General features: G+C 65.4%; 22 protein-coding genes and 2 pseudogenes. 14 read left to right on the top strand and 10 right to left on the bottom strand.

What is annotated here, in order from left to right:
• Positions 1-235 precede the first annotated feature (235 nt).
• Positions 236-952, top strand: a complete 717-nt coding sequence (locus tag BLQ91_RS40750; protein WP_143022986.1) for an LmbU family transcriptional regulator — start codon at positions 236-238, stop codon at positions 950-952.
• A 73-nt stretch (positions 953-1,025) separates the two neighbouring features.
• Here the strand turns inward: BLQ91_RS40750 and BLQ91_RS35200 are convergent, their stop codons facing one another.
• From BLQ91_RS35200 to BLQ91_RS35180, 5 genes are all read right to left on the bottom strand, one after another.
• Positions 1,026-1,274 (bottom strand): helix-turn-helix transcriptional regulator, encoded by a 249-nt coding sequence (locus BLQ91_RS35200; protein ID WP_090104192.1) that lies wholly within the window; start codon positions 1,272-1,274, stop codon positions 1,026-1,028.
• Complete coding sequence (locus tag BLQ91_RS35195; protein WP_090104153.1) at positions 1,274-2,134, bottom strand: ABC transporter permease; 861 nt, start codon at positions 2,132-2,134, stop codon at positions 1,274-1,276. The genes BLQ91_RS35200 and BLQ91_RS35195 overlap by 1 nt, the downstream gene beginning before the upstream one ends.
• Positions 2,131-3,042 carry an ABC transporter ATP-binding protein gene (locus BLQ91_RS35190; protein ID WP_090104151.1) on the bottom strand — a complete coding sequence of 304 codons (912 nt, stop codon included), beginning with the start codon at positions 3,040-3,042 and terminating at the stop codon, positions 2,131-2,133. The genes BLQ91_RS35195 and BLQ91_RS35190 overlap by 4 nt, the downstream gene beginning before the upstream one ends.
• Before the next feature lie 138 nt (positions 3,043-3,180).
• Entirely contained in the window at positions 3,181-4,194 is a 1,014-nt protein-coding gene (locus tag BLQ91_RS35185; RefSeq protein ID WP_245734126.1) for an ornithine cyclodeaminase family protein, read from the bottom strand.
• 197 nt (positions 4,195-4,391) lie between these two features.
• Positions 4,392-6,044, bottom strand: coding sequence for a (2,3-dihydroxybenzoyl)adenylate synthase (locus BLQ91_RS35180; protein ID WP_218130520.1), 1,653 nt, complete (start codon positions 6,042-6,044; stop codon positions 4,392-4,394).
• Positions 6,045-6,185: 141 nt separating this feature from the next.
• Here BLQ91_RS35180 and BLQ91_RS35175 point away from each other — a divergent pair, with 141 nt between their 5' ends.
• Positions 6,186-7,373 carry a cytochrome P450 gene (locus BLQ91_RS35175; protein WP_090104186.1) on the top strand — a complete coding sequence of 396 codons (1,188 nt, stop codon included), beginning with the start codon at positions 6,186-6,188 and terminating at the stop codon, positions 7,371-7,373.
• Positions 7,374-7,517: 144 nt separating this feature from the next.
• On the opposite strand, the gene BLQ91_RS35170 is transcribed toward BLQ91_RS35175, so the two are convergent.
• A complete protein-coding gene (locus tag BLQ91_RS35170; protein WP_090104149.1) occupies positions 7,518-8,618 on the bottom strand; it encodes a branched-chain amino acid aminotransferase in 1,101 nt (366 codons plus the stop codon).
• Positions 8,615-9,808 (bottom strand): cytochrome P450, encoded by a 1,194-nt coding sequence (locus tag BLQ91_RS35165; protein ID WP_090104147.1) that lies wholly within the window; start codon positions 9,806-9,808, stop codon positions 8,615-8,617. The genes BLQ91_RS35170 and BLQ91_RS35165 overlap by 4 nt, the downstream gene beginning before the upstream one ends.
• A gap of 304 nt (positions 9,809-10,112) precedes the next feature.
• On the opposite strand from BLQ91_RS35165, the gene BLQ91_RS35160 reads away from it, so the two are divergent.
• From BLQ91_RS35160 to BLQ91_RS35150, 3 genes are all read left to right on the top strand, one after another.
• On the top strand, positions 10,113-11,303 hold the full coding sequence (locus BLQ91_RS35160; RefSeq protein ID WP_090104183.1) for a cytochrome P450: 1,191 nt from the start codon (positions 10,113-10,115) through the stop codon (positions 11,301-11,303).
• A gap of 86 nt (positions 11,304-11,389) precedes the next feature.
• Positions 11,390-12,487 (top strand): acyltransferase family protein, encoded by a 1,098-nt coding sequence (locus tag BLQ91_RS35155; protein WP_090104145.1) that lies wholly within the window; start codon positions 11,390-11,392, stop codon positions 12,485-12,487.
• Positions 12,468-13,115 (top strand): NB-ARC domain-containing protein, encoded by a 648-nt coding sequence (locus BLQ91_RS35150; RefSeq protein WP_143022985.1) that lies wholly within the window; start codon positions 12,468-12,470, stop codon positions 13,113-13,115. The genes BLQ91_RS35155 and BLQ91_RS35150 overlap by 20 nt, the downstream gene beginning before the upstream one ends.
• A gap of 12 nt (positions 13,116-13,127) precedes the next feature.
• Here BLQ91_RS35150 and BLQ91_RS35145 read toward each other — a convergent pair.
• Positions 13,128-14,023, bottom strand: a pseudogene (locus BLQ91_RS35145) (IS982 family transposase).
• 139 nt (positions 14,024-14,162) lie between these two features.
• Here BLQ91_RS35145 and BLQ91_RS40745 point away from each other — a divergent pair.
• Entirely contained in the window at positions 14,163-14,444 is a 282-nt protein-coding gene (locus tag BLQ91_RS40745) for a hypothetical protein (protein WP_143022984.1), read from the top strand.
• A gap of 119 nt (positions 14,445-14,563) precedes the next feature.
• Here the strand turns inward: BLQ91_RS40745 and BLQ91_RS35140 are convergent, their stop codons facing one another.
• Both BLQ91_RS35140 and BLQ91_RS35135 read right to left on the bottom strand, forming a co-directional pair.
• Positions 14,564-14,932, bottom strand: a complete 369-nt coding sequence (locus tag BLQ91_RS35140; RefSeq protein WP_090104140.1) for a hypothetical protein — start codon at positions 14,930-14,932, stop codon at positions 14,564-14,566.
• Between the two features lie 20 nt (positions 14,933-14,952).
• Positions 14,953-16,209: a helix-turn-helix domain-containing protein gene (locus BLQ91_RS35135; protein WP_176960122.1), complete on the bottom strand. Its 1,257-nt coding sequence runs from the start codon at positions 16,207-16,209 to the stop codon at positions 14,953-14,955.
• 175 nt (positions 16,210-16,384) lie between these two features.
• On the opposite strand from BLQ91_RS35135, the gene BLQ91_RS35130 reads away from it, so the two are divergent.
• The 8 genes and pseudogenes from BLQ91_RS35130 (at position 16,385) to BLQ91_RS35110 (ending at position 20,393) form a co-directional block, all read left to right on the top strand.
• Positions 16,385-16,975 carry a DUF4254 domain-containing protein gene (locus BLQ91_RS35130; protein ID WP_143022983.1) on the top strand — a complete coding sequence of 197 codons (591 nt, stop codon included), beginning with the start codon at positions 16,385-16,387 and terminating at the stop codon, positions 16,973-16,975.
• 2 nt (positions 16,976-16,977) lie between these two features.
• A complete protein-coding gene (locus BLQ91_RS40740) occupies positions 16,978-17,247 on the top strand; it encodes a hypothetical protein (RefSeq protein ID WP_143022982.1) in 270 nt (89 codons plus the stop codon).
• Positions 17,248-17,279: 32 nt separating this feature from the next.
• Positions 17,280-17,612 (top strand): hypothetical protein, encoded by a 333-nt coding sequence (locus BLQ91_RS35125; RefSeq protein WP_090104135.1) that lies wholly within the window; start codon positions 17,280-17,282, stop codon positions 17,610-17,612.
• A 13-nt stretch (positions 17,613-17,625) separates the two neighbouring features.
• Positions 17,626-17,838: pseudogene (locus BLQ91_RS43910) on the top strand (NAD-dependent epimerase/dehydratase family protein); the annotation flags it as partial.
• 451 nt (positions 17,839-18,289) lie between these two features.
• Positions 18,290-18,499, top strand: coding sequence for a hypothetical protein (locus tag BLQ91_RS35120; protein WP_090104133.1), 210 nt, complete (start codon positions 18,290-18,292; stop codon positions 18,497-18,499).
• A gap of 165 nt (positions 18,500-18,664) precedes the next feature.
• Positions 18,665-18,814, top strand: coding sequence for a hypothetical protein (locus BLQ91_RS41825; protein WP_176960121.1), 150 nt, complete (start codon positions 18,665-18,667; stop codon positions 18,812-18,814).
• Between the two features lie 84 nt (positions 18,815-18,898).
• On the top strand, positions 18,899-20,173 hold the full coding sequence (gene fxlM, locus BLQ91_RS35115; RefSeq protein ID WP_090104131.1) for a methyltransferase, FxLD system: 1,275 nt from the start codon (positions 18,899-18,901) through the stop codon (positions 20,171-20,173).
• Positions 20,174-20,198: 25 nt separating this feature from the next.
• Complete coding sequence (locus BLQ91_RS35110; RefSeq protein ID WP_090104129.1) at positions 20,199-20,393, top strand: FxLD family lanthipeptide; 195 nt, start codon at positions 20,199-20,201, stop codon at positions 20,391-20,393.
• The last annotated feature ends 69 nt before the right edge of the window (positions 20,394-20,462 follow it).

Here is a 20,462-nt window from a genome sequence, read left to right as displayed (position 1 = left end):
GGTACCCGGCCGGGTAGTGCCTGTTTCAATTTTTGCGCAATCAGCCGACACAAGTGCGCATGAACGGCTGATTGCATCCGAATGCACTCGATACCCAAGACAATGACAAGACCGCCTATAACGCATAGTGACGACGACACACACCCAATCGGTGGTATGGCCACATACAATCACGTGATTTGCTAACCATTGCCCAGACAAGTTGGGCAGAGGATGGGTATTGCCTGGGGGGATCGTGAACGGGGAGAAGCTGAACAACACCGCGAGCCCACGGCAGGCGCTTGTCACACCGATCAGACCGGCATACCGAAGCGATGTGACCGCGCAGGGGAAAGTGCTGCTCAGCCGCGTTGGCCTGCGGATACCCGAGCAGTTGAGCTTCGCGGACTGGGAAAAGGCAGGACGTCAGCTGGCGGGTATCGTCGACTCGTCGTCGTGGAGCCTGGGCGACTGGCTAATTTATGGCGCAGCTCACTATTCAGACCGGTATCAGCGGGTCATTCGCGCCGTGGGACTCAGCTACAAGACGCTTCGAAACTACTCGTGGGTGTCACGCCGATTCCCTATAGAACGTCGGCGGGAAGATCTTAGTTTCCAGCACCACGCCGAGGTGGCATCACTGCCGGCGGACCTCCAGGATCGTTTGCTGGATGCCTGCACCGCAGGGGGCTGGACCACCAAGAAGTTGCGTGACAAAGTGCGCACCGTGAATGCCGTGAACTCTTCGGCAGCGCCTTCCAGAGAGCTCGTATCCCGGGTGGACGTGCCTGCACCGAGATTGCGTTTGTGGCAGGCTGCGGCTCGGCGCTCGGGAACCGATCTCAGCGATTGGCTGCTCTCGAGCTTGGATCAAGCCGCCGCCGCGGTGCTGGGTGACAACACGGTCGCCGAGTCGGCAACGTCCACCGACGAGGTGGTGACAGCGATCCACGTGGCCAGCAAGGACGAATGAGGTTGCCCTGCTTCGCTCGCCCTGCGTCTGGATCAGGGCGAGCGAAGCAGCGTGTCCGCATCGCGGCTGAAAGCTAGCCGGCCTGAGCGCCACCGATCCGCGGGAACTCGCTGATGGAGAACACGACCTCGACCGGAACCTCGAAGAACGCTGCGATGCGCAGCGCAAGGTGCAAGCTGGGGCTGTACTCGCCGCGCTCGAGGTATCCGACTGTCTGGTAGTGCACTTCCAAAGCCTCGGCGAGTTCACGCCTGGACACGCGACGCTCGGCACGCAACATCGCTATGCGGTTGTAGACGACCTCGGACTTCGCGGCCTTCATCACGCGGCGCCTGCACGTGCGGCGGGCACTCTCGGGTCCTCGGGGGTCACGCTGGCACCTGTGGCCTGGCGGGTCATCCTGCGCAGCACCAACGGTGCGAGCACAAGACCGATCACCGCCCAGACCCCCAGAGCGGCAGCGGTCTCCAGAGTGCGCCACGAGCCGCTGATCTCCGCGGCGAGCGCGCTGTCGGGCAACAGGGCAGAACGCATGCCCAAGCCTAGCCAGTACAGCGGGAACAACTGGCCGATCACCTGCAACCAACCGGGAAACGACGTGATCGGGTAGAAGATCCCGGAGATCGCGACGAGGCCCATGATGATCAAGGTGAGCAGCCCGAGTCCCTGCAGAGAGCCGAACAACGACCCGATGATGGCCCCCAGCGGCAGGACCGCGAGCAGGCCGAGCAGGTAGAACACGCCCAACCGGGCCCAAGCAGAGGCATCCCCCAGACGCAAGCCGTCGATGAGGAACGCGGCCGGAATGGAAACCAGCAGCAGACTGACAGCCGTCATCATCGTCCGCCCGACGAACTTGCCGGTCAGGTAGCCCACGATGCCGTTGGGGATGGCCTTCATCCGCAGCAGAGTGCCGTCGGACTTGTCGGTGACCAGCTCCAGTGACAGCCCCATCATGCCCGTGTACAGCACAGCCATCCCGAGGATGCCCGGCGCCGCCAGCAGTCCCACGGAAACTCCCGTATCACCGAAAGTGTTACCCCGCAGGAAGTACATCACCACCACTCCGAGTACCCACGGCCAGATCTCACCCCAGATCTCACCGAAGTTCGTGATTTTGTGCTTCGCCTCGATCAGGCCTCGCTGTAGACCGTTCGAGACGCCATGCGCCACAGTGCTCATGACGGCACCACCGTCAGGTCAGGGGTCTGGTCGGCGTCGAATTCGCGCACCATCTCCAGGTAGACGTCCTCCAGGCTGGCACGCCGGACTTCCAAGATCTCGACCTCGGGTTCTTGTCGAAGCAGGTCGCGCAGGTACGCGGTCACATCGTCGGTCGAGTGGACCAGCTGCTGGTCTCCGCACCGGTACCGCACTTCAGCGCGTCCTGCCACCTGCGTGGTCAGCTGAGCGGCGCTGCCGTCGGCGACGATCCGGCCACCGAGGAGCACCACTGTCCGATCGGACAACTTCTCCGCCTCGTCCAGATCGTGCGTGGTGAGCAGGATGCTGGTGTTGTCCAGGTCAGCCAGTCTGTGCACCACGTCGTGGAACTCCTGCCGGGCCTCGGGGTCGAAGCCCACCGTGGGCTCGTCGAGGAACAGCAGTTCCGGCCGGCCGACCAGGCTCAGCGCGACGTCGAGTCTCCTGCGCTGACCGCCGGACAGCCGCTGCGCCGTCCTGTTCGCGACCTTGGAGAGACCGACGAGTTCCAGGAGTTCGCCTGTGTCGTAGGGACGAGGACGTTCAGGGCTCGAGAACGGCGAGTAGTAGCGGCCCAGATGGTCGAGCAGTTCGCCGACGCGCCACTTGCCGTGGTCACGCCAGGACTGCAGAACGATCCCGATGCGCGCCCGCCAGTCCTCGTCGGCCCGCTCCGGGTCCCGGCCGAGGACGTGGACGTCTCCAGCCGATCTTTTGCGGAACCCCTCGAGGATCTCCAAGGTCGTGGTCTTCCCGGCGCCGTTGGGTCCCAGCAGCGTGAGGACTTCCCCTCGCGCGATCCGCAGGGTCACCCCGCGCAGAACATCGGTGTCGCCATAGCGCATCCGCAGGTCGTGGACGTCGACCACAAGGTCAGCAGAGCTCATCGAATTCACCCCCGTCGCGCGCGATCCCCGACGCATCCAGCTTCATTTCACGCCTCACCTCTGTCGCAGTCCCGCTACTAATGTAGCAGTTCTACTACATAGGGACGCATCTCTTGTACGTGACCCCTGAAGATCGAGTCACACCGAACTCGAGGCGTCCGCCGATCGCGGCCCGTCGCCGCTCGTCCTCCGGAACGCCGCGATCGAGTACGGGTCGAGCAGGTCCTCCGGCTGTCCCTCCAGAGCCAGTTTCGTTCCCACGCCCAGCTCGTCCGCAAGGCCCATCAGCACGTCGAAGGCAACGTGGTCCTCGAACGCGAAGCCCGTCGAGTCGAACACGGTCAGCCGGCCGCGGTGCTTCAGTGCTCGGGAAGGGTGGGCGCAGAGCTCTGCCAGGCTCGGACCGACCTCGTGCTCGGACAGCTGCTGGCATTCGCCTTCCTTGAGAGCCTGTTCGCGGTGGTCCACGCAGACAAGGGCTCGGCGGAGCAGCGGCACCGGCAACTCCGTCTTGCCGGTCTCGTCGGCTCCCACGGAGTTCACGTGCAGGTGGGGTTGGTGCACGCCATCCGGGAGCACCGGCCCCTCTCCCGGTTTCACCGAGGTGGCTGTGCAGATCACCTCTGCCCGAGCCAGTACTTCCCGCGGTTCCGCCATCTTCACGTCGAGGTTCAGGAACGCGACCCGGCGAGCGAAGTCAGCTGCCGTACCCAGGTTGATGTCGTGGACGAGAACCTCACGCACATCGAGCACCTGGGTAATGCCGTGCAGTTGGGTGACAGCCTGGGCACCGGCCCCCACGATGCCTACGACGTGGGCGTCAGGGTGTGCGAGCAGCCGAGTCGCGATCGCCGAGGCGGCACCTGTGCGCAGTGCGGTCAGCAGACCGGCATCGGCGAGCGCCAGCAGGCGACCCGTTTTGTCCTCCACCCTGGCGATGGTGCCCATGATCGTGGGCAACCGGTGCCTCGCGACGTTGTCCGGGCTGTACGACACCGTCTTGATCGTCACTCCGCCGCCCGGTTCCCGGTGAGGCATCGTCTCGATCACGCCACGAAGCGCGCCGCCGCGCTGGAATCCGCTGCGCGGCGGCGAGTCCTGGAGCAGGCCGGCGCCGAGAGCCCGGAGCGCCTCACCGAGCGCGGAGATCATCCGCTGCATCAGGCCGTCTCGTCCGACCAGGTGCACCATGCGCGCCATGTCATCGTGGTCAAGCACCCTCGTCTGCACTAGGCTCTCCCACCTCGTAGCGCCGACGTGCGAAAGTTCTTCCTCATCACAGGTTGGCCTCTCCTCGATCGACCTTTCAAGATCAGCAACACCAACTCGGTCCCGTCGACAGGACGGCGTCACTTCGCTCTGGCTCCGGCCGACTCGGCCGCGAGTGCCCGGCGGTCCAGCTTTCCGACCGGAGTTCTCGGCAGTTGCGCGGCGAACACCACTCGGTCGGGGATCTTGTAGGTGGCCAGCCCTCGCGCGCGCAGATGACGCTTGATCGCTCCAGGTTCGGGCCGCTCGGTGTTCATCACCACGTGAGCGTGTGTGCGCTCGCCGAGCACAGCATCCGGTACACCGAACACTGCGGCGTCGATCACCCCTGGGTACGTCAACAGGTAGTGCTCGACCTCCTCTACGGGGACCTTGTTGCCACCGCGGTTGACGATGTCCTTGATCCGCCCGAGGACGTCCAGCTCGCCGTCGGCGTTGATCCGCGCGAGATCACCGGTGCGGAAGAATCCGCTCGACGTGAACGAGTCGGCGTTGATTTCAGGTGCCCTGAAGTAGGCGCGGATGGTGTACGGGCCGCGAACGAGCAGCGCACCTTCACGTCCCGGCGGCAACGGGTTGTCGTGCTCGTCCACCACGACGATCTCGTCGGCGCTCAGCAGCGGACGACCTTCCCCCCCGGTGTCCCCGGAGTCGTTCTCCACCCGGTGCCAGGTCATCATCCCTTCACCCACACCGAACCAGTTGCTCATCGAGCAGCCCAGCAACTTGCGGGCTTCGCGGGCTTCCGTCATACCGAATTTGGCACTGCCGACCTGGAGCATCAGGCGCGGCAAGCTCACCGTCTGCTTGCGCGCGGCGTCGACCCAGGTGCGGACGAGCGGTGGCACCAAGGTGGTCAGCGAGACGCGTTCGCGTTCGATCAACTCGAACAGCTCCGCGGGGCGACGAGTGGTGGCCAGCACCGCCGTGCCACCCGCCAGCAGCGTGCCCAGCACTCCTGGGCATCCCAGTGCTGCGGTGTGCGCTACCGGGTTCACCGCCAGGTAGACGGGATCAAGATGGTCGAGCAACGCGGCCGACGAGGCACGGATACCGCACAGGTAGTCCTGATGGGTCCGCGGGATCAGCTTGGGCACCCCGGTCGTGCCACCGGACAGCAGGAACAGGGCGGGGTCGGTCGGATCGATCTCGACGGGCGCAGGATCAGGTCCGAAGTCCGGTTCGAGCTGCGTCGAGCCCGCCGGCTCGCCGTCGACGAACACGTGGCGGACCGAATTCACCTCTGCGAGCACCGATCGAGCCAACTCACCGTGATCGAAGCCTTCATGGCGATCGGGCACGACACACGCAACGGCGCCTGACCGGTCCGCGAGCTGCGTGAGCTCGTTGTGGCGATGTCCTGGCAGAGCCAGGACCGGAATGGCGCCGATCCGCAGCAACGCCAGCAATGTCGTCACGAAACGAGGCGTGTTGGGCAGTTGGAGCACCACTCTGTCCAGCGGACGGATCCGGTGGCGCTGGAACAACACCGCCAGCCCAGCCGACTCGCGCTCCAGCTCGGCGTAGGTGATGCGGTCATCCCCTCTCACCAACGCGGTTCGTGAGCTGTTCTGCGCACACGCCGCCAGCAGGACGTCGGGAAGCGTCCTGTCTTCCCAATGTCCACTTCGGATGTAGTTCACAACGACCTCGAGCGGCCAAGGTACGAAACCATCGAGCACGAGCACGCCTCCGTTCCTCCGGGTGCGGTTGGTTCCGAGGATGCCGATCACAGGATCCGGCAGACCACACCGCGACAGACGGCAGAAAGATTCGTTGCCACACAGGAAGGTTGTGATCCAGAACCTGGACCCGCACGGAAAGATGCTTGTACCGTCCAGACGATCCGTTCTCCCGTGTCGATTAGGACGGCCATGACGACATCTCCGCAATGGAATCTGAACTCCCGCCAACGCTGGCTGCACGGGGAGTTCCCCGACCGTCCCGTGGACTTCGACGAGCAGACTGGACTGTGGCGAGTGTTCGGCCACCGCGAAGCCACGAAGGTGTTCGCGGACACCACGACGTACTCCTCCAACACGAGCCTCGCGCTCGGGGTCGAGAGTGAGTTCTCAGAAGGAAATCTCGTCGAGATGGATCCGCCTGCCCACGGGAAGCTGCGGCGCCTGGCGAGCCACGCCTTCACTCCGAAGGTCGTGGCCGGCCTGGAGCCTCGGATCCGTCAGATCACTCGGCAGTTGCTCGACGAGATGGACTGCCGCACCACCGCTGACCTCGTGACGGATCTGGCCTATCCCTTGCCCGTGACGGTCATCGCGGAGCTACTGGGAATCCCGGCGTCCGACCAGACCCTCTTCAAGAAGTGGGTCGACGCGATGACGGCCAGCACACACGAGTTCTCCGTGGCCGAGGTCTCGGGGACGCAAGACGAGGTCATGGAACATGCGCTCGAACAAATGCGATACCTGCAGGAATACATCTTGCAGCATGTCGTCGAACGCCGTACCAGTCCGCGTGACGACCTGATCACCGGCTTGGTGCAAGCGGAGGTCGACGGTCAGCGGCTGAGCGATCGAGAAGTCGCGACGTTCGCGAACGTGCTGCTGGGCAACGGTCACATCACGACGACTTTGTTGCTGTCCAACACCGTGCTCCTCCTGGACAATCATCCTGATGCACTGCACAGGGTGCTCGCGGACCCTGCTGCCGGTTTTCCGGCGGCGATCGAGGAGGCACTGCGATATCTGACGCCCGCTCCGGTTCAGGGACGAGCGACGACCTCGGAAGCCTCGCTCGGTGACCTGCGAATCCCGGCCGGCCAGCTGGTGCAGATCTGGGTCGGGGCGGCGAACCGCGACCCATCGGTTTTCCCCGATCCCCACACGTTCGACATCACCAGGGATCCGAATCCTCACCTGGCGTTCGGCAGGGGCATCCACTTCTGTCTCGGCGCACCGCTCGCCCGCTTGGAGGCGAAGGTGGCGATGACCGAGCTATACCAGCGATTTCCCGGCATCCGCACGACACCGGAGGCGCCTCCGGTGTTCCAGTCGAGCCCCTACGTGACCGGGCTCAGCGCTTTGCCGGTACTGCTGAACTGACCAGCACGTCCGGACTCCTGCGGAGTCTTCGCTCGAACGGTGAACCGGCCTGCTCGACGTGCCGGCGTTTCGGCTGACAGGCCAGTTCACCGTTCGGCTCGCGGTGGCTGGGCGGCCGCGCATCGCCGCGGCGCCGCATTCCGCTTACAGCAACGTGGTCATCCACCGTTCCGGTCGGCCCGATGTCCCGTGGTGGATCGCCGTCAGGTCCGACCTCAGCAGGTGCGTGATCGGACCGGCGAGTCCGCCACCGAGGTCGCAACTACCGATGTCTGATGCCACCTTGCGGATCGGCGTGATCGCGGCGGCGGTACCGCAGGCGAACGCCTCCGTGATTCGACCGGCCGTCACGTCGGCGAGGAAGTCGGCGAGTCCCACCCGTTTCTCACGCACGGAGATACCCCGGCGGCGGGCGAGAACCATGATGCTGTCGCGCGTGACTCCTTCCAGCACCGTCCCGGTGAGCGGCGGCGTGACCAGGCTTCCATCGGCGCACACCCAGAACACGTTCATGCCACCCATCTCCTCTATCCACTGCCGCTCCACGGCGTCGAGCCAGAGGACCTGGTGGCAGCCGCGTTCCCTCGCCTCCTGCTGCGCCAGGAACGACGCGGCGTAGTTGCCCGCACACTTGGCCGCTCCTGTACCTCCTGGTGCCGCCCTGCTGTACCGGTGTGTGGCCCACACCGACACTGACTCGGCAACTGAGCCGAAGAACGAACCCGTGGGAAAGGCGAGCAACAGATAGCTGTAGGTCGCAGATGGGCGCAACGCCAGCGTTGTCTCGGTGCCCAGTAGGGTTGGCCGAAGGTAGAGTGCGCGTCCGCAGATCGAAGGCAGCCAACGCGAGTCCGCTCGTACGAGCTCCGTGATCGACTCCAGAAACAGGTCTTCCGGAAACTCGGGAATGGCGAACCTGGAAGCGGATCTCGCGAGACGCCGGCAGTGCTCGGCCAGACGGAATCCCGCAGCGCCCCCCTCCGGGGTGCGGTACACCTTCAAGCCCTCGAACACGACTTGTCCGTAGTGCAGGCCGACCATCGCAGGATCGACGGTCATCGGCCGCCGTGGCAGGACTCTGGGATCGTGCCAGCCGTCGTCGGCACTCCAGCGCGCGGTCACCATGTGGTCGGTGAACGTCTCCCCGAACCCAGCGGTATCCGCCAGCTCCCGCACCTGCACGTCGGACAAACGCGATGTCGCTGCGAACTCTCGAATCCAGTCGGTGCCCGCATGTATGGTCATCGGACTCGCAACGGGAGGGACTGGACGCCGCAGATTTCCGCGGAGTGTGAGAACGTCGGTGGCTTGTCGGGCAGGGTTGCGAGCTTCGGGAAGCGATCGAGCAGGATGTTCAGGGTGACCTGCCCCTCCAGTCGTGCCAGAAGCGCCCCGATGCAGAAGTGGACGCCGCGGCCGAACGCGATGTGCGACGCGGTGTTGCGGAGAAGCTCGAACTCGTCCGGGTTGGCGAACTGGTGCGGGTCGCGGTTGGCCGCCGCGATCCACACGCGGACCATCGAATCCTTGGGGATGGCGACGCCGCCCAGTTCGACATCACTGGTCGTCGCACGGTAGGCCAGTGAGAAAGGGCTGAAGAATCGCAGCGATTCTTCCATGGCGGGTGTCAGCAGACCGCGGTCCGCCCGCACGTGTTCGGCGAGACCAGGCACCACGTCGAGGCACAGCACGGTGTTGCCGAGCAGCATCGTGCTGGTGAGGTGACCCGCGAACAGGACGATGTTGGCGAAGTTGACGATCTGGTTGTCGGTCAGCTTCTCGCCGTCGACCTCGGCCAGCACGAGCTGGGACAAGAGGTCCTCGCTCGGCTTGCGTCGTCTCTGAGCAATGTGGTCGTTGAGGTAGTCGTAGAGCGGCCGGATGGCGTCGAGCTGCTCGCGGAACTCCTGGGCTTGTTCCTCCTGCCGGTCCACCAACGAGAACTGGCCACTGCTCTCGAGCATCTTGTCGACCCAGCCCTTGAAGAGGTCACGGTCGGTCGCCGGCACGCCCAGCAGTTCCGCGATCACGATGACCGGCAGCGGGTAGGCGAGGTCGGAGACCAGCTCCATCTCCGGACCGTCGACAGCGTCGAGGAGGTCGTGCGCGAGCTTCTCGACCCTGGGCTCGAGTGCCCGCACGGTCTTGGTGCTGAAGGCGCTCGACACGAGACGACGCAGGCTGGTGTGGCGCGGCGGGTCCATCTGCATGAGATTCCCGTCGCTGTAGGGGTTCTCTCCTGCGTCGAGCTCCACCAGCCGCGAGGTGTTGGACGAGAAAGTCTCGTGGTCGTTGAGAATGCGCGTTGCATCCTCGTATCCGGACACGTTCCACAGCCCGATCGATGCATCGAAGTCGACGGACTTCTCCCGGTGGATGTTGCGCAACCAGAAGTGTTCCGGATGCAGCTTCCAGGAGGCGGGCAGGTCAGTCATGCATCCACTCCTCAAAGGTCATCACGATGAGCGCGCGACACCGCATGGTCGCAGCGTGATCAGTTCATCCGCGTTGTCCTGTCAACAGGACAGCGAAGAACCACATTCCGGCGTTGCGTCCGCCACCAACGGTGCGGCCATCATGCCCACGACAGTTGATCCACCGCAATGACGCTGATGGACTTCCAGGCGTTGCCCTGCAACGACTTCGGCAACCATGATCGGAGCCGAGGGCCGCGCCGGTGAGGTATGCAGGCGTCCGTCAGCGAGTCCGCACCGCGTCCCGGGTGCAAAAGGAGAGATGATGTCGCAGATCCCTGTGTCCGCACAGTGGAATTTCGATGAAAGGCATTTCTGGCTCCACGGGAAGCAGCCGGAGTCGACTGTGGAGTTCACGAGCCGTACCGGTGTGTGGCGGATCTACGGCTACCAGGAGTGTGTGCAGGTCCTGGCGGACCCGACTACCTACTCGTCGCACACCGGCCGCATGGCGGGGATCGAGATGGACTTCTACGAGGGCAACCTGCTGGAGATGGATCCTCCGGACCACGGCAGGCTGCGCAAGCTGGTGAACCACGCGTTCACTCCGAAGGTCGTCGCGGATCTCGAACCGCGGGTCGCCGAGTTGACGCACGAGCTGCTCGACTCGGTTGACCCCGCCGGTGGCTTGGAGCTGGTCGACCAGCTCGCCTACCCGCTACCGGTGATCGTGATCGCCGAGATGCTGGGAGTCCCGTCGAGCGACCGGAACCTGTTCAAGCAGTGGGTGGACGCGATGACCGAGGAGTCCCACGAGTTCTCGCATCTCGAAGCCGACGAACGACAGGATCGGATTCTGCAGCGGGCTATGCAACAGATGCAGCACCTGCGTGACTACATCGGCGAGCACGCCGCCGAACGACGTAAGCGTCCGCGAAACGACCTCTTGAGCACGTTGGTGTCGGCGGAGGTCGACGGCGTGCGCTTGTCCGACACCGAAGTCGCGAACTTCGCGAACGTACTCCTGGTGAACGGCCACATCACGACGACCATGGTGCTCGGGAACGCGGTGTTCTGCCTGCTCGCACATTCAGGCGTGCTGCAGGAGGTTCGTGACGACCGATCACTGGTCCGCGGTGCCATCGAGGAGTCCATGCGCTACCTCACGCCCTTTCCCGAGATGGGACGGGTCACCAACGTCGAGACGACCGTGGGTGGAATCACCATTCCAGCCGACCAGATGGTCGCCGTCTGCATCGGCGCGGCCAACCGCGATCCACTGCAGTTCACCAGCCCGGATACGTTCGATGTCCGACGTGACCCCAATCCGCACCTCACTTTCGGACGGGGTATCCACTTCTGCGTGGGAGCGCCACTCGCAAGGCTGGAGAGCCAGGTAGCACTCAACATCCTGCTCGACCGCTTTCCGGAAATGTCCATCGACCCGATGGCCGGACCGATCTTCCAGGCCAGCCCGTACGTGACCGCCCTAGAGCGGCTTCCACTTCGAGTCTGAACCGGTCACGGCGCAACCAGCCGTCCGCCCTCTCCTACTCGGGAGCCCCTGTGACTTCACCGACTCCGCCGAGCAGATTGCCGTCGATGACAGCCTTGCGCTTCGTTGCGGCACTCTGCGTGCTTCTGGAACACATGAACCTGTTGCCACGGTTCATCCCCGCGATCGCAGCGCTGTCCTTCTTCTTCGTCCTCAGCGGATTCGTGTTGATGTGGTCGGCTCACGCGGACGAGACCAGGTCGAGCTTCTGGCGCCGGAGAGCGTGGAAGATCCTGCCGAACCACGTGGTCACGTGGGTGCTGATGCTGGCACTGCTGTTGTTCGCCGGCCTCGTCGCGGTCCCCGGAGCGGACGTCGGCACGATCGCCGCCAACTCCCCGTTCAACCTGCTGTTGCTGCACGTGTGGGCGCCCATCCCGGAGCTCATGTACAGCATCAACCCGGTAAGCTGGTCGTTGAGCAGCGAGGTCCTGTTCTACCTGCTCTTTCCCCTCGTCATTCCGCTGGTGCGGCGCATCCCCGCGCGAGGACTGCTGCCAGCCGCAGCCGGCATGGTGGCGCTCACCTTCGCCGTACCGCTCGTGGCGATGACCTTGACCGGGCCCCCCATCGCCCCCGGCGTGGTCGAGATGCCACTCGTGCAGTACTGGTTCACCTACTTCTTCCCGCCGTGCCGGTTGCCGGAATTCGTGCTCGGGATGATCCTCGCCCGCATGATCAAGGAAGGGTTCACTCCCCGGCTCGGCGTGGCCATCCCGGCCGTCCTCATCGTGGCCTTCTACAACGCGGCCTTCCTCCTGCTGCCCGGGTTGTTCGTGTTCGTCGCCAGCACGGTGATCCCGGTGGCCCTGTTGATCCTGGGGGCGGCATCGATGGACGTCCGCGGGGCTCGTTCGTTCTGGCGCAAGCCCGTCATGGTGTTCCTCGGTGAGATCACCTTCGCCCTCTACCTAATCCACCCTACGGTGATGATGGTGGTGGAGGCCGTCGGAGGCAGGGACCTGAGAAGTGCAGGCGGCGGTGCGCTCACGGATGCCGTAATCATTCTCGTGTGCCTGCTGGCCGCAACCGGACTGTACCTCGGTGTGGAAAGGCCTCTGATGCGCCGATTCGGGACGATTCGCCGATCGGCCGATTCCGAGGCCTTGGCACAGGAGACCACGGATGGCCGCGGAGCCAACTGACGATCTTCATCCGCATCGCTGTGCGGTGAGGATCAAACCCCTCCGAGTTATCGGGGGAACCTCACCGCTGCTGGCGGCGGCGTTTCAGTCTCGTGAAGGGACGACACGTCTGCTGGCGCAGGCGTTGGATCGCGGGGACGCGGCGGTGCTGACCGGTCAGCCGGCGGTGCACACGGGTGTGGTGTCGGGGTTGGGCGGGGTCGGCAAGACCCAGGTCGCGTTGGACTACGCCCAGCGGCTGTGGGCCGCCGGTGAGGTGGACTTGTGGGTGTGGGTGACGGCGGGGTCGCGGGAGGCGATTGTGTCCAGCTACGCCCGCCTGGCAGCGGACCTCATCGGTGTTGAGGATTCCGACCCCGAGGATGGCGCGCGGCGCCTGCTGGAATGGCTGTCCGCGGCGTCGATCCAGTGGCCGATCGTGCTCGACGACCTGCAGAACCCCGCGGATCTGCGAGGGTTGTGGCCACCTGCGGCGGCCGGTGGCCGGGTGGTGGTGACCACCCGGCGCCGGGATGCCGCATTGCGTGGGCACGGCCGCTGCCTGGTCGAGGTCGACGTATTCACCGAGCAGGAAGCCGAGGCGTACGTGCGGTCCGCGCTGGCCGATCAGCCGCACCTAGACGAGTAATGCGTAAGTCGGTCAGTGGTCGTAGGCGGTCAGAGACCGGGTGACGGGTTGGCCGGTAGTGCGGTTGTGCCAGATTGCGGCTGTGAGGGCCAGAAGTCGTTGGGCGATAAGGACTCCGACGCCTTCGATGGTGCGTCCGCCGTGTTGTTCGAGGTCGAGCTGTCCTTTGAGCGCGTCGTTGACTGACTCGATGAGTTGGCGGATGGACTTGAGCAGTGGCTCGCCGGGATGCGGGGTCCGGTTGCGGTAGGACGGCCGGATCAGCCGGACTGCGCGTGCGGCGAGGTAGTGGTCGAGTTCGCGGGAGACGTAGCCTTTATCGGCGATGATCAGCAGTCCGGGGCGGTCGGCGAGCAGGTGAGGTTCGTGGTCGCAGATCGCCATGAGCACTTGTCGCTCGTCGATTTTCGGGTCGCCCAGTGCCCAGGTGATGGGCAGCCCGGCCCGGGGTGCAGACCAGGTGCAGGCGCAGGCCCCAGAACCAGCGGGAGTGTGAGCGGCAGTAGCCGTATTTCGCCCAGCCGGCCAGTTCCGAGCGTTTCACGGTCGGCCGGGAGCGGCCGCATTCGACCGGGGTGGAGTCGACGATCCCAGGTGTCGTCGGTCCACAGGTCGGTGTCGGTCGCCAGCCAGCGCATGACCTGCTTGACCAGGGGTAACGCGGCGCGCAGGCGGCGGTTGTAGCCGGACTGGCCGGGCAGGTACCGAAACGCGCCGGGCATTCGGGCGGGCAGGAACCGCAACCACCTGGCCTCGGAGGTGAACCGCAGCAGCGCTTGGGCCACGGCCAGGGTGATTAGCTCGGCGTCGGTGGGTTTCGGTGGCCTTCCAATGCGGGTCCTGCCCGCGAGCCGGTCGTCGATCTTGACGTAGAGTGCGGTGAGAAGGGTGTTCAGATCGGTCGTCACAAACTGATCTTGGACACCCTTCGTCTGTCCTCTGCTACCGCCTCGACTTACGCATTACTCGTCTAGGTCGACCGGCCCCAAGCGAGGCAGCTAGCCCACCGGGTCGGTCGTGTGGGCCAGAAACATCAGCGAGTAGACCATGACCGTCGACCGGAGCGGGCATCGCGGACCAGCGCTGTACGTCGATACCAGTGACACCAGGAAGTCGTTCCCACGTCGCGCGCGGCGGTACGCCCAGCATCGTGACGATCTTGCCCCGGGCGCCGACCACGGCGGCGAGGTCCGCGTGACGGAGCGGCGCGTCCGGATCGTCGGCCGCTGCGCGCCCTCGCGCGGACAGCTGAGCGACGGTCACCGCTGCTTCCGCCGCGCCGCCTCCTCCACCGTGTCAACCGCGGCGTCGGGCGAGCACGACACCTGATCGTTGACAGCGGGGCGGTGATCTCTGGTCTCGTCCGCCGCACCTGCAGTTGCGGGCGCTTCTGGACGAACGGCATGGCGTGTACGTGTCCTAGCCTCACCGCAGCTTTGCTGACGTGGTCAAAGCCGAGCGTTCATACTCTGCTCGATACGCTCGAAGATGTCGCTGTCTGTCTGCTGCCACCAGTCGGGCATGTCATCCCAGGCGGGGACGTGGGAGGGCTTCGGCTCGGCGACGTGAGCGCGGATCTGCTCACGCCAGCACACGGCGACGAACTGTCCCTTCTGGACGCGGGTCAGCTTCGCGGTGTTATCGCCGGCGGCGATGAACGAAACGACCTGGTCGTAGACGGCGGTGGCGCAGGCCTTCTCCCACTCGGGCGTCTCGTCCCACGGTGTGATGTAGCTGTCCTTGGGCGTGCCCGGGAAGTACTTGACGATGCCTGCGATCCAGGCTTCGCGGAAGATGCGGCCGCGGTCGTCCTGCACGTAGTTCTCCTCGTCCGATTTCAGGCGATCCGTGACCGCGTCGCGAACTCCTTGAGCCCTGGCAAGGCTGGTCCTGAGGAGCGCAGTTGCCTCGTCAGTCGGTGGGCCCATGGGCGCAGCCGTACCTCCTGTGGTGCGAGACGTTCGGCGGCGAGCAGGGCGTGGAACGCCTCTTTCCGTTTGCCCCAAGCTCCGAAGGTCAGCGCAACGTCTTCCCAGTAACGGACTCGACGTTCCAGAACGGTGATCGTGCTGGGGTGGATCGCTCGGGCCGCGTTAATGGCAGTGCCATAGTCGCCGAGCTTGCGATGCACACTGATGCCGTAGAGCCCGAGGTAGTTGGCGTCCACTCCGGACGGTGTGACGGCGAGTCCGGGTTGTGCTGGCGTGCGTGACCGTGCCGCCTGCACGGCTTCGGCGTGCAGGTCCAGTGCGGTACCGCGGTTGCCAGCGATGGCCGCGGTGTAGGCGCCGGTCTCCAGCAGCATCGCGTAGGCGGCGGCGTTGGGGCCGTCGCCGATCCGGGTGTCGATATCGATCTTGTCCGCTGTGTCGACGACGAGCTGTTGAGCCTGTCCGCATTGCTCGAACCGGCGTAGGACGACGGCGCCCATCTGTGCGACTTCCGATTCGACGAGCAGATCGCCGGACTTGCGGGCGGCTGCCATCGCCTGTTCGGACAGACCGCAAGCCAGGCCGTCCTCACCCAATCGCAGTGCGAGCCAGGTGGCGTGCCGGTAGGTGGTGGCCAGCAGGGCTTCGGCTTGCAGGCGCTGGTCGGCGTCGATGGCATCGCGGGTGATCTGCGCTGTGCGGATGAGCCCTGGCAAACCGCGAGACAGTTCCTGGTAGCGGCAGGCTAGGTAATCGGACTGCGCTCGGTCCACCAAGATCCGAAGCTGCGCGACCGTCATAGGCTCAGTACCAGCTTGAGCCTCAGGCTTGCCGAGCAGGGCATAACCAGCTACTCCGAGTACTCCTGCCAGGAGCTCGCGTCGCAGCACCTCATCACCGCCCTCTAGTGGGTTTGCGGTCTCTACGTTATCCAGTTCCGCAGCGATGATGGTGGGCTCGGTGAGCAGATCGTCGAGTTCGGTAGTGGTGACCTGCAGGATCTTCGCCAGGCGTGGCAGCATCCATGGCTGCGGCGCGCATTCGCCGGATTCCCAGCGCTGCACGGTGGTGCGGTCGATCTCCAGCGCCGCTGCCAGGCGTTCCTGGGTGAAGCCTCTATTCCTGCGGCGTAGCGCAAACCCCCGCCGCTTTGCTGCATTCACTGCGCCTCCCCTGCGACCCGGCCTCGCCCGACGTCGAATCACCGCTGCTCAAGCGGGCCAGTGCGGCCTAAATGCGGCAATCCTGCGGCATTGCCGCCGTGTTCACCGCGCTCCGTGACCTGTTGCCTACACATGGCGACGAGACGTGGCTCTCACAGTAGTGGAGGAAGCGGCGATGACCAGCATGAATGTTCCGATGATCGCCCTACAGGATGATCAGCTCGGTGAGATCGACGGCGGCGACACACCCTCGGTAGTGCTCGGCATCCCGTGCTCGACCGCAGTGACCCGTGCCTGCGTATTGGCATCGAACGGCGCGCACACTCACCCGGTGCTCGCGGCGGTCGCGTCTCTCGCTGGGCAGCATCAGCTGCGTGCGGAGGCGCACCGGAGCGCGTGTGACCCGTTCGCCGATGACCGTCTGGTGGCTGCGGCCACCCGGCTGGTCAACGCCGCTGACGCAGCGTGCACGGTGCTGGTCGACAGGATCAACATTTGGGCGGCGATCGCGATCACCGACACCCGTACGGCAGTGGTGCACACCGAGACGTTCGGTCAGCTGGTGAGTCGCCTTGTAGCTGCCTGGACACAGTGGCATCTGCTCGACATCGCGACCGCGCTGGCCGGGAAAACGCAGGTGCGGGAAGCGCTGCACCGCGTCAGCGAACTATCCATCGGCTACGACGACCTCGTCGCCGACCTGCACAACGGACGTCGACGGCTTCCCCGCGTCGGCTTCATGACCGGTCCTGTGGTCGCCGCTTAATCGTGGACGAGTTGCGGAACATCGTCGCGGTCGTCGTGCCCGCGGAAAGCCCTGTCGGCCGACTGGTAGACGCGATCAACACGCTGGCCGCGAACCTTCCGCCAGAGGACCGCCCGACGGTGTGCCCGCTGTGCCCAACGCCGTCCTGGCCCTGTACACGGTTTGACGCAGCGGCCCGCGAGGTTCAGGACGGTGGAGTCGCTATCGGCCCGTTCGTGCCGCTGGACCTGCATCAGCGCCTGTGGCCGCCGGCCGCCGCCGAATCGCACTGATGCGACAACGCCGATGGGATGAGGAGAGGCCGATGGATGAGGTCCTGGCCGGCACCCTGCGCAGCGTTGTCTACGAGCGGCTCGACTATCTGGAGCTGCTCGTCGCCAATGGGGACGCGGCGTCGCTCGCGGCCCTGGCGGAGACCGAGCTGGCCCGTCTCGCGAGTGCGTGGCGGGCCCTGCTCGCCCTGCACGAACCCAATGAGCGGGGCCGGTGCCCCCAGTGCTCCGGGTGGCGTCGCGGTCGCCTCTTCCCATGCTCGGTCTGGGTCGTCGCCCACGATCATCTGATCTCTGCCGACCACGCCGGTCGGTGCGCCACCGTCGCCAGTCACGACACGGGCGCGAACGTGGCGGCCTCCTAGAGCGCGGAGGTGCATGAGCCATCCCTGGAAGGGGCCCATGCACCTCCGCCCCGCTTCCTATCGACGCCTGATTCCGATTCCGATTCCGCCCAGGAGGGCAGTTGAACAGCAACACCACAATCCCGTTGGGTTCTGCGTTGTGGTGACCGGGGCCGCCGGGTTCATCGCCTTCCACCTCGTTGACGCGCCATTGGAGGCAGGCCACGAGGTGATCGCGCTCAACCGCCGCTGGGTCCGTGACGATGAGGGGCGCAGCAGTCAACCTCACGTGGGCGCTGGACCGCAGTTACCTCCCGTTCGCATGTTGCGGGTTCACGGCCTGTTCAGCTCCGGCACTCCGGTCGTGACGCCGCGTCTACCGCATCTCACGCCGCCCTCGACGCCGACACCCTGCTGCTCTGGTCGGCCCTGCCCGTACAGAGCCCTACGAGCTGTGATCTGCACACCTCTTCCTCAGGATGCGGGTCGCTCCATACCTGAACGGAGACGCCGACCATGTCCTTGCCCAACGCCGATTCCTCTCGATCGCCCGATGGCAACGGGGCACTCGAAGCGCTCGCCACAGATCCGTCTTGGCTGGCCGCTCGTGACCGACTCTCCGCGTCGATCCGCGCAACGAGCCTTCCTACCTACGGCGGGCAGGCTCGCCTTCGCGGCGCTGCGCACCAGGAGAATTTGTGAGCGGCCACGTCTGGTGGACCTCGCCGCTGGACAACCTGACACACGCAATTGGCGACAGCAGCGGTCCCGGCGACGGCACGGTGGATACCGAGTGCGGCCGGGTGCTCGACATCGAGAAGGCGGGCAAGTCTCCGAACGGCAGCTTCTGCGACGACTGTCTGCGTGCGGTGGGTTCGATGGTGGATGACAGCAGCCGCTGGCGGTAGGGCAGTGGCCGGCCAGCACACCTACCGCAGGGCAACAAGTGGGGCACAACGGCGCCGAACTGCTGCAGGCAGGACGTCGTCTTCGACAGACATCCGCTGACGCTGGATTGGAGCAAGGACGGCTTCACATCGGACTGGCCTGGAGACATCTTCAACACCGTCAAGATGCCCGTCGTCATCCCGGAGACGCTCGCGGCCATCACACCAGCCCCGGCTCCAGAGGCCGACGCCGACACTGAGGAACTGGCCACCGCGACCAACGTCGTGCGGGTCGATCAGAGCTACTGGTTCACCGGTACGGGTGGACCGCGATGACCGACCTCACCCCTGACACGCCCCTAATCCAATGACCGTCAACAGGCCCGCAACCAAACAAGACGCCTCTGAAAGAGTAATCAGGTGAACACTCTCCGATACGACGACGCCACCGCGGCAGAGTTCCGCAATGCCCTGGTGGACACGCTCATCGACAAGAAAAAGATCATCTCACCGGAGGTCGAGCGAGCCTTCCGTACGGTGCCCCGGCACTTGTTCGTCGCCGAGGGAACGCCGCTGGACGTCACCTACAGCGTCGACAACTCGGTCGCGATCAAGCACGCCTCAGACGGTGTGATCATCTCCTCCACCAGCGCGGCCTACATCCAGGCCCGGATGATCGAACAGGCCGAGATCGGCGAGGGCATGTGCGTGCTGGAGATCGGATCCGGCGGCTTCAACGCCGCGCTGCTGGCCGAGGTCGTCGGCCCGAGTGGCTGGGTGGTCAGTGTGGACATCGATCCGGAGGTGACCGATCGCGCTCGTGAACTGCTGGACGCGACCGGCTACGGTGACCGGGTAACCGTGGTGCAGGCCGATGCCGAGAACCCGCTGCCGGGGTTGCATGAACCGTTCGAACCGTTCCACGCGATCCTGGTGACGGTCGGCGCCTGGGACCTCGCACCGGCCTGGCTGAAGCATCTGGCCGAGGGCGGCAGGATCGTCGTTCCGTTGCGGATGAACGGGATCACCCGTGTCATCGCCTTCCTCCGCGAGGACGACCACCTGGTGAGCACCTCGGCCGAGGTGGCCGGGTTCGTCCCGATGCAGGGCGAGGGCGCCCGCGACGAACGGGTCTTTCTGCTGCCCGATCGCAACGGCAACCAGGTCAAGCTGCGCTTCGACGGAGACGTGCCGCAGGAAATGAGCCTGCTGGACGGAGCGCTGGCGACCGACCGCGCAGCGGTGTGGTCTGGCGTCACGATCAACCTCGGCGTGTCCTTCGCCGACCTGCACCTGTGGTTCGCCGCGTTCCTGCCCGGCTTTTGCAAGGTGGCCGCGGACGAGGGCACCGACATGGCCGCCGAACGCAAGGACTGGTTCCCCTTCGCCGCCGTCCACGGCGATTCGTTCGCCTACCTGGCTATCCGCCGCGTTCCCGAAGGCGGCGCGGTCGAGTTCGGCGCCCAGGCCTACGGAACGCACGGTGAGGACGCCGCGACCGCGATGGTCGAACAGATCCAGGCATGGGACCGCCACGGCCGCGCCACCGAGCCCACGTTCGCCTACTGGCCGACCGGCTCCCAGCTCCCCGAGTTCGGCGAGAACACGGCCGTGATGCCCAAGACGCACGGCATCGCCACGATCTCCTGGCCGTCCGCGGCGAACGACGCCGGCGACCAGGGTGCCCTGCAATAACCCGGAGAACGAGGAGTGAACACGAATGTCGGCAGCACTGGCCCCCGTCGCCGAGGCCCTGGAGAGCCCGGAAATCTTTGATGATGGGGAGTTCGAACTGGACATGCGCGTGGTGGAGTCCACCACCAGGCTCGTGATCATGTCGTGCGACACGAGCGACGGGTGCGGCGACACCTGCAACACCAGCGCGTGCGCCTCGGGCTCCAACGACCCGTTCTGATCCAACCCCGTCTGCCGCCGGTGCCCCGCCTGTCTGCACGCACCGGCGGCAGACGCTTCCCCGGCCACT

The sequence above is a fragment of the Lentzea jiangxiensis genome, from assembly GCF_900104175.1.
GTDB classification, from domain to species: Bacteria; Actinomycetota; Actinomycetes; order Mycobacteriales; family Pseudonocardiaceae; genus Lentzea; species Lentzea jiangxiensis.
This window is presented reverse-complemented; position numbering and strand designations above follow the sequence as displayed.

What these genes read in the sequence shown, in the direction of transcription:
- BLQ91_RS35200 (WP_090104192.1), bottom strand. Translation starts at nt 1,274, where the DNA reads ATGAAGGCCGCGAAGTCCGAGGTCGTCTACAACCGCATAGCGATGTTG.
- BLQ91_RS35195 (WP_090104153.1), bottom strand. Translation starts at nt 2,134, where the DNA reads ATGAGCACTGTGGCGCATGGCGTCTCGAACGGTCTACAGCGAGGCCTG.
- BLQ91_RS35190 (WP_090104151.1), bottom strand. Translation starts at nt 3,042, where the DNA reads ATGAGCTCTGCTGACCTTGTGGTCGACGTCCACGACCTGCGGATGCGC.
- BLQ91_RS35185 (WP_245734126.1), bottom strand. Translation starts at nt 4,194, where the DNA reads ATGATCTCCGCGCTCGGTGAGGCGCTCCGGGCTCTCGGCGCCGGCCTG.
- BLQ91_RS35175 (WP_090104186.1), top strand. Translation starts at nt 6,186, where the DNA reads ATGACGACATCTCCGCAATGGAATCTGAACTCCCGCCAACGCTGGCTG.
- BLQ91_RS35170 (WP_090104149.1), bottom strand. Translation starts at nt 8,618, where the DNA reads ATGACCATACATGCGGGCACCGACTGGATTCGAGAGTTCGCAGCGACA.
- BLQ91_RS35165 (WP_090104147.1), bottom strand. Translation starts at nt 9,808, where the DNA reads ATGACTGACCTGCCCGCCTCCTGGAAGCTGCATCCGGAACACTTCTGG.
- BLQ91_RS35160 (WP_090104183.1), top strand. Translation starts at nt 10,113, where the DNA reads ATGTCGCAGATCCCTGTGTCCGCACAGTGGAATTTCGATGAAAGGCAT.
- BLQ91_RS35155 (WP_090104145.1), top strand. Translation starts at nt 11,390, where the DNA reads ATGACAGCCTTGCGCTTCGTTGCGGCACTCTGCGTGCTTCTGGAACAC.
- BLQ91_RS35150 (WP_143022985.1), top strand. Translation starts at nt 12,468, where the DNA reads ATGGCCGCGGAGCCAACTGACGATCTTCATCCGCATCGCTGTGCGGTG.
- BLQ91_RS40745 (WP_143022984.1), top strand. Translation starts at nt 14,163, where the DNA reads ATGACCGTCGACCGGAGCGGGCATCGCGGACCAGCGCTGTACGTCGAT.
- BLQ91_RS35130 (WP_143022983.1), top strand. Translation starts at nt 16,385, where the DNA reads ATGACCAGCATGAATGTTCCGATGATCGCCCTACAGGATGATCAGCTC.
- BLQ91_RS35125 (WP_090104135.1), top strand. Translation starts at nt 17,280, where the DNA reads ATGGATGAGGTCCTGGCCGGCACCCTGCGCAGCGTTGTCTACGAGCGG.
- BLQ91_RS41825 (WP_176960121.1), top strand. Translation starts at nt 18,665, where the DNA reads ATGCCCGTCGTCATCCCGGAGACGCTCGCGGCCATCACACCAGCCCCG.
- BLQ91_RS35110 (WP_090104129.1), top strand. Translation starts at nt 20,199, where the DNA reads ATGTCGGCAGCACTGGCCCCCGTCGCCGAGGCCCTGGAGAGCCCGGAA.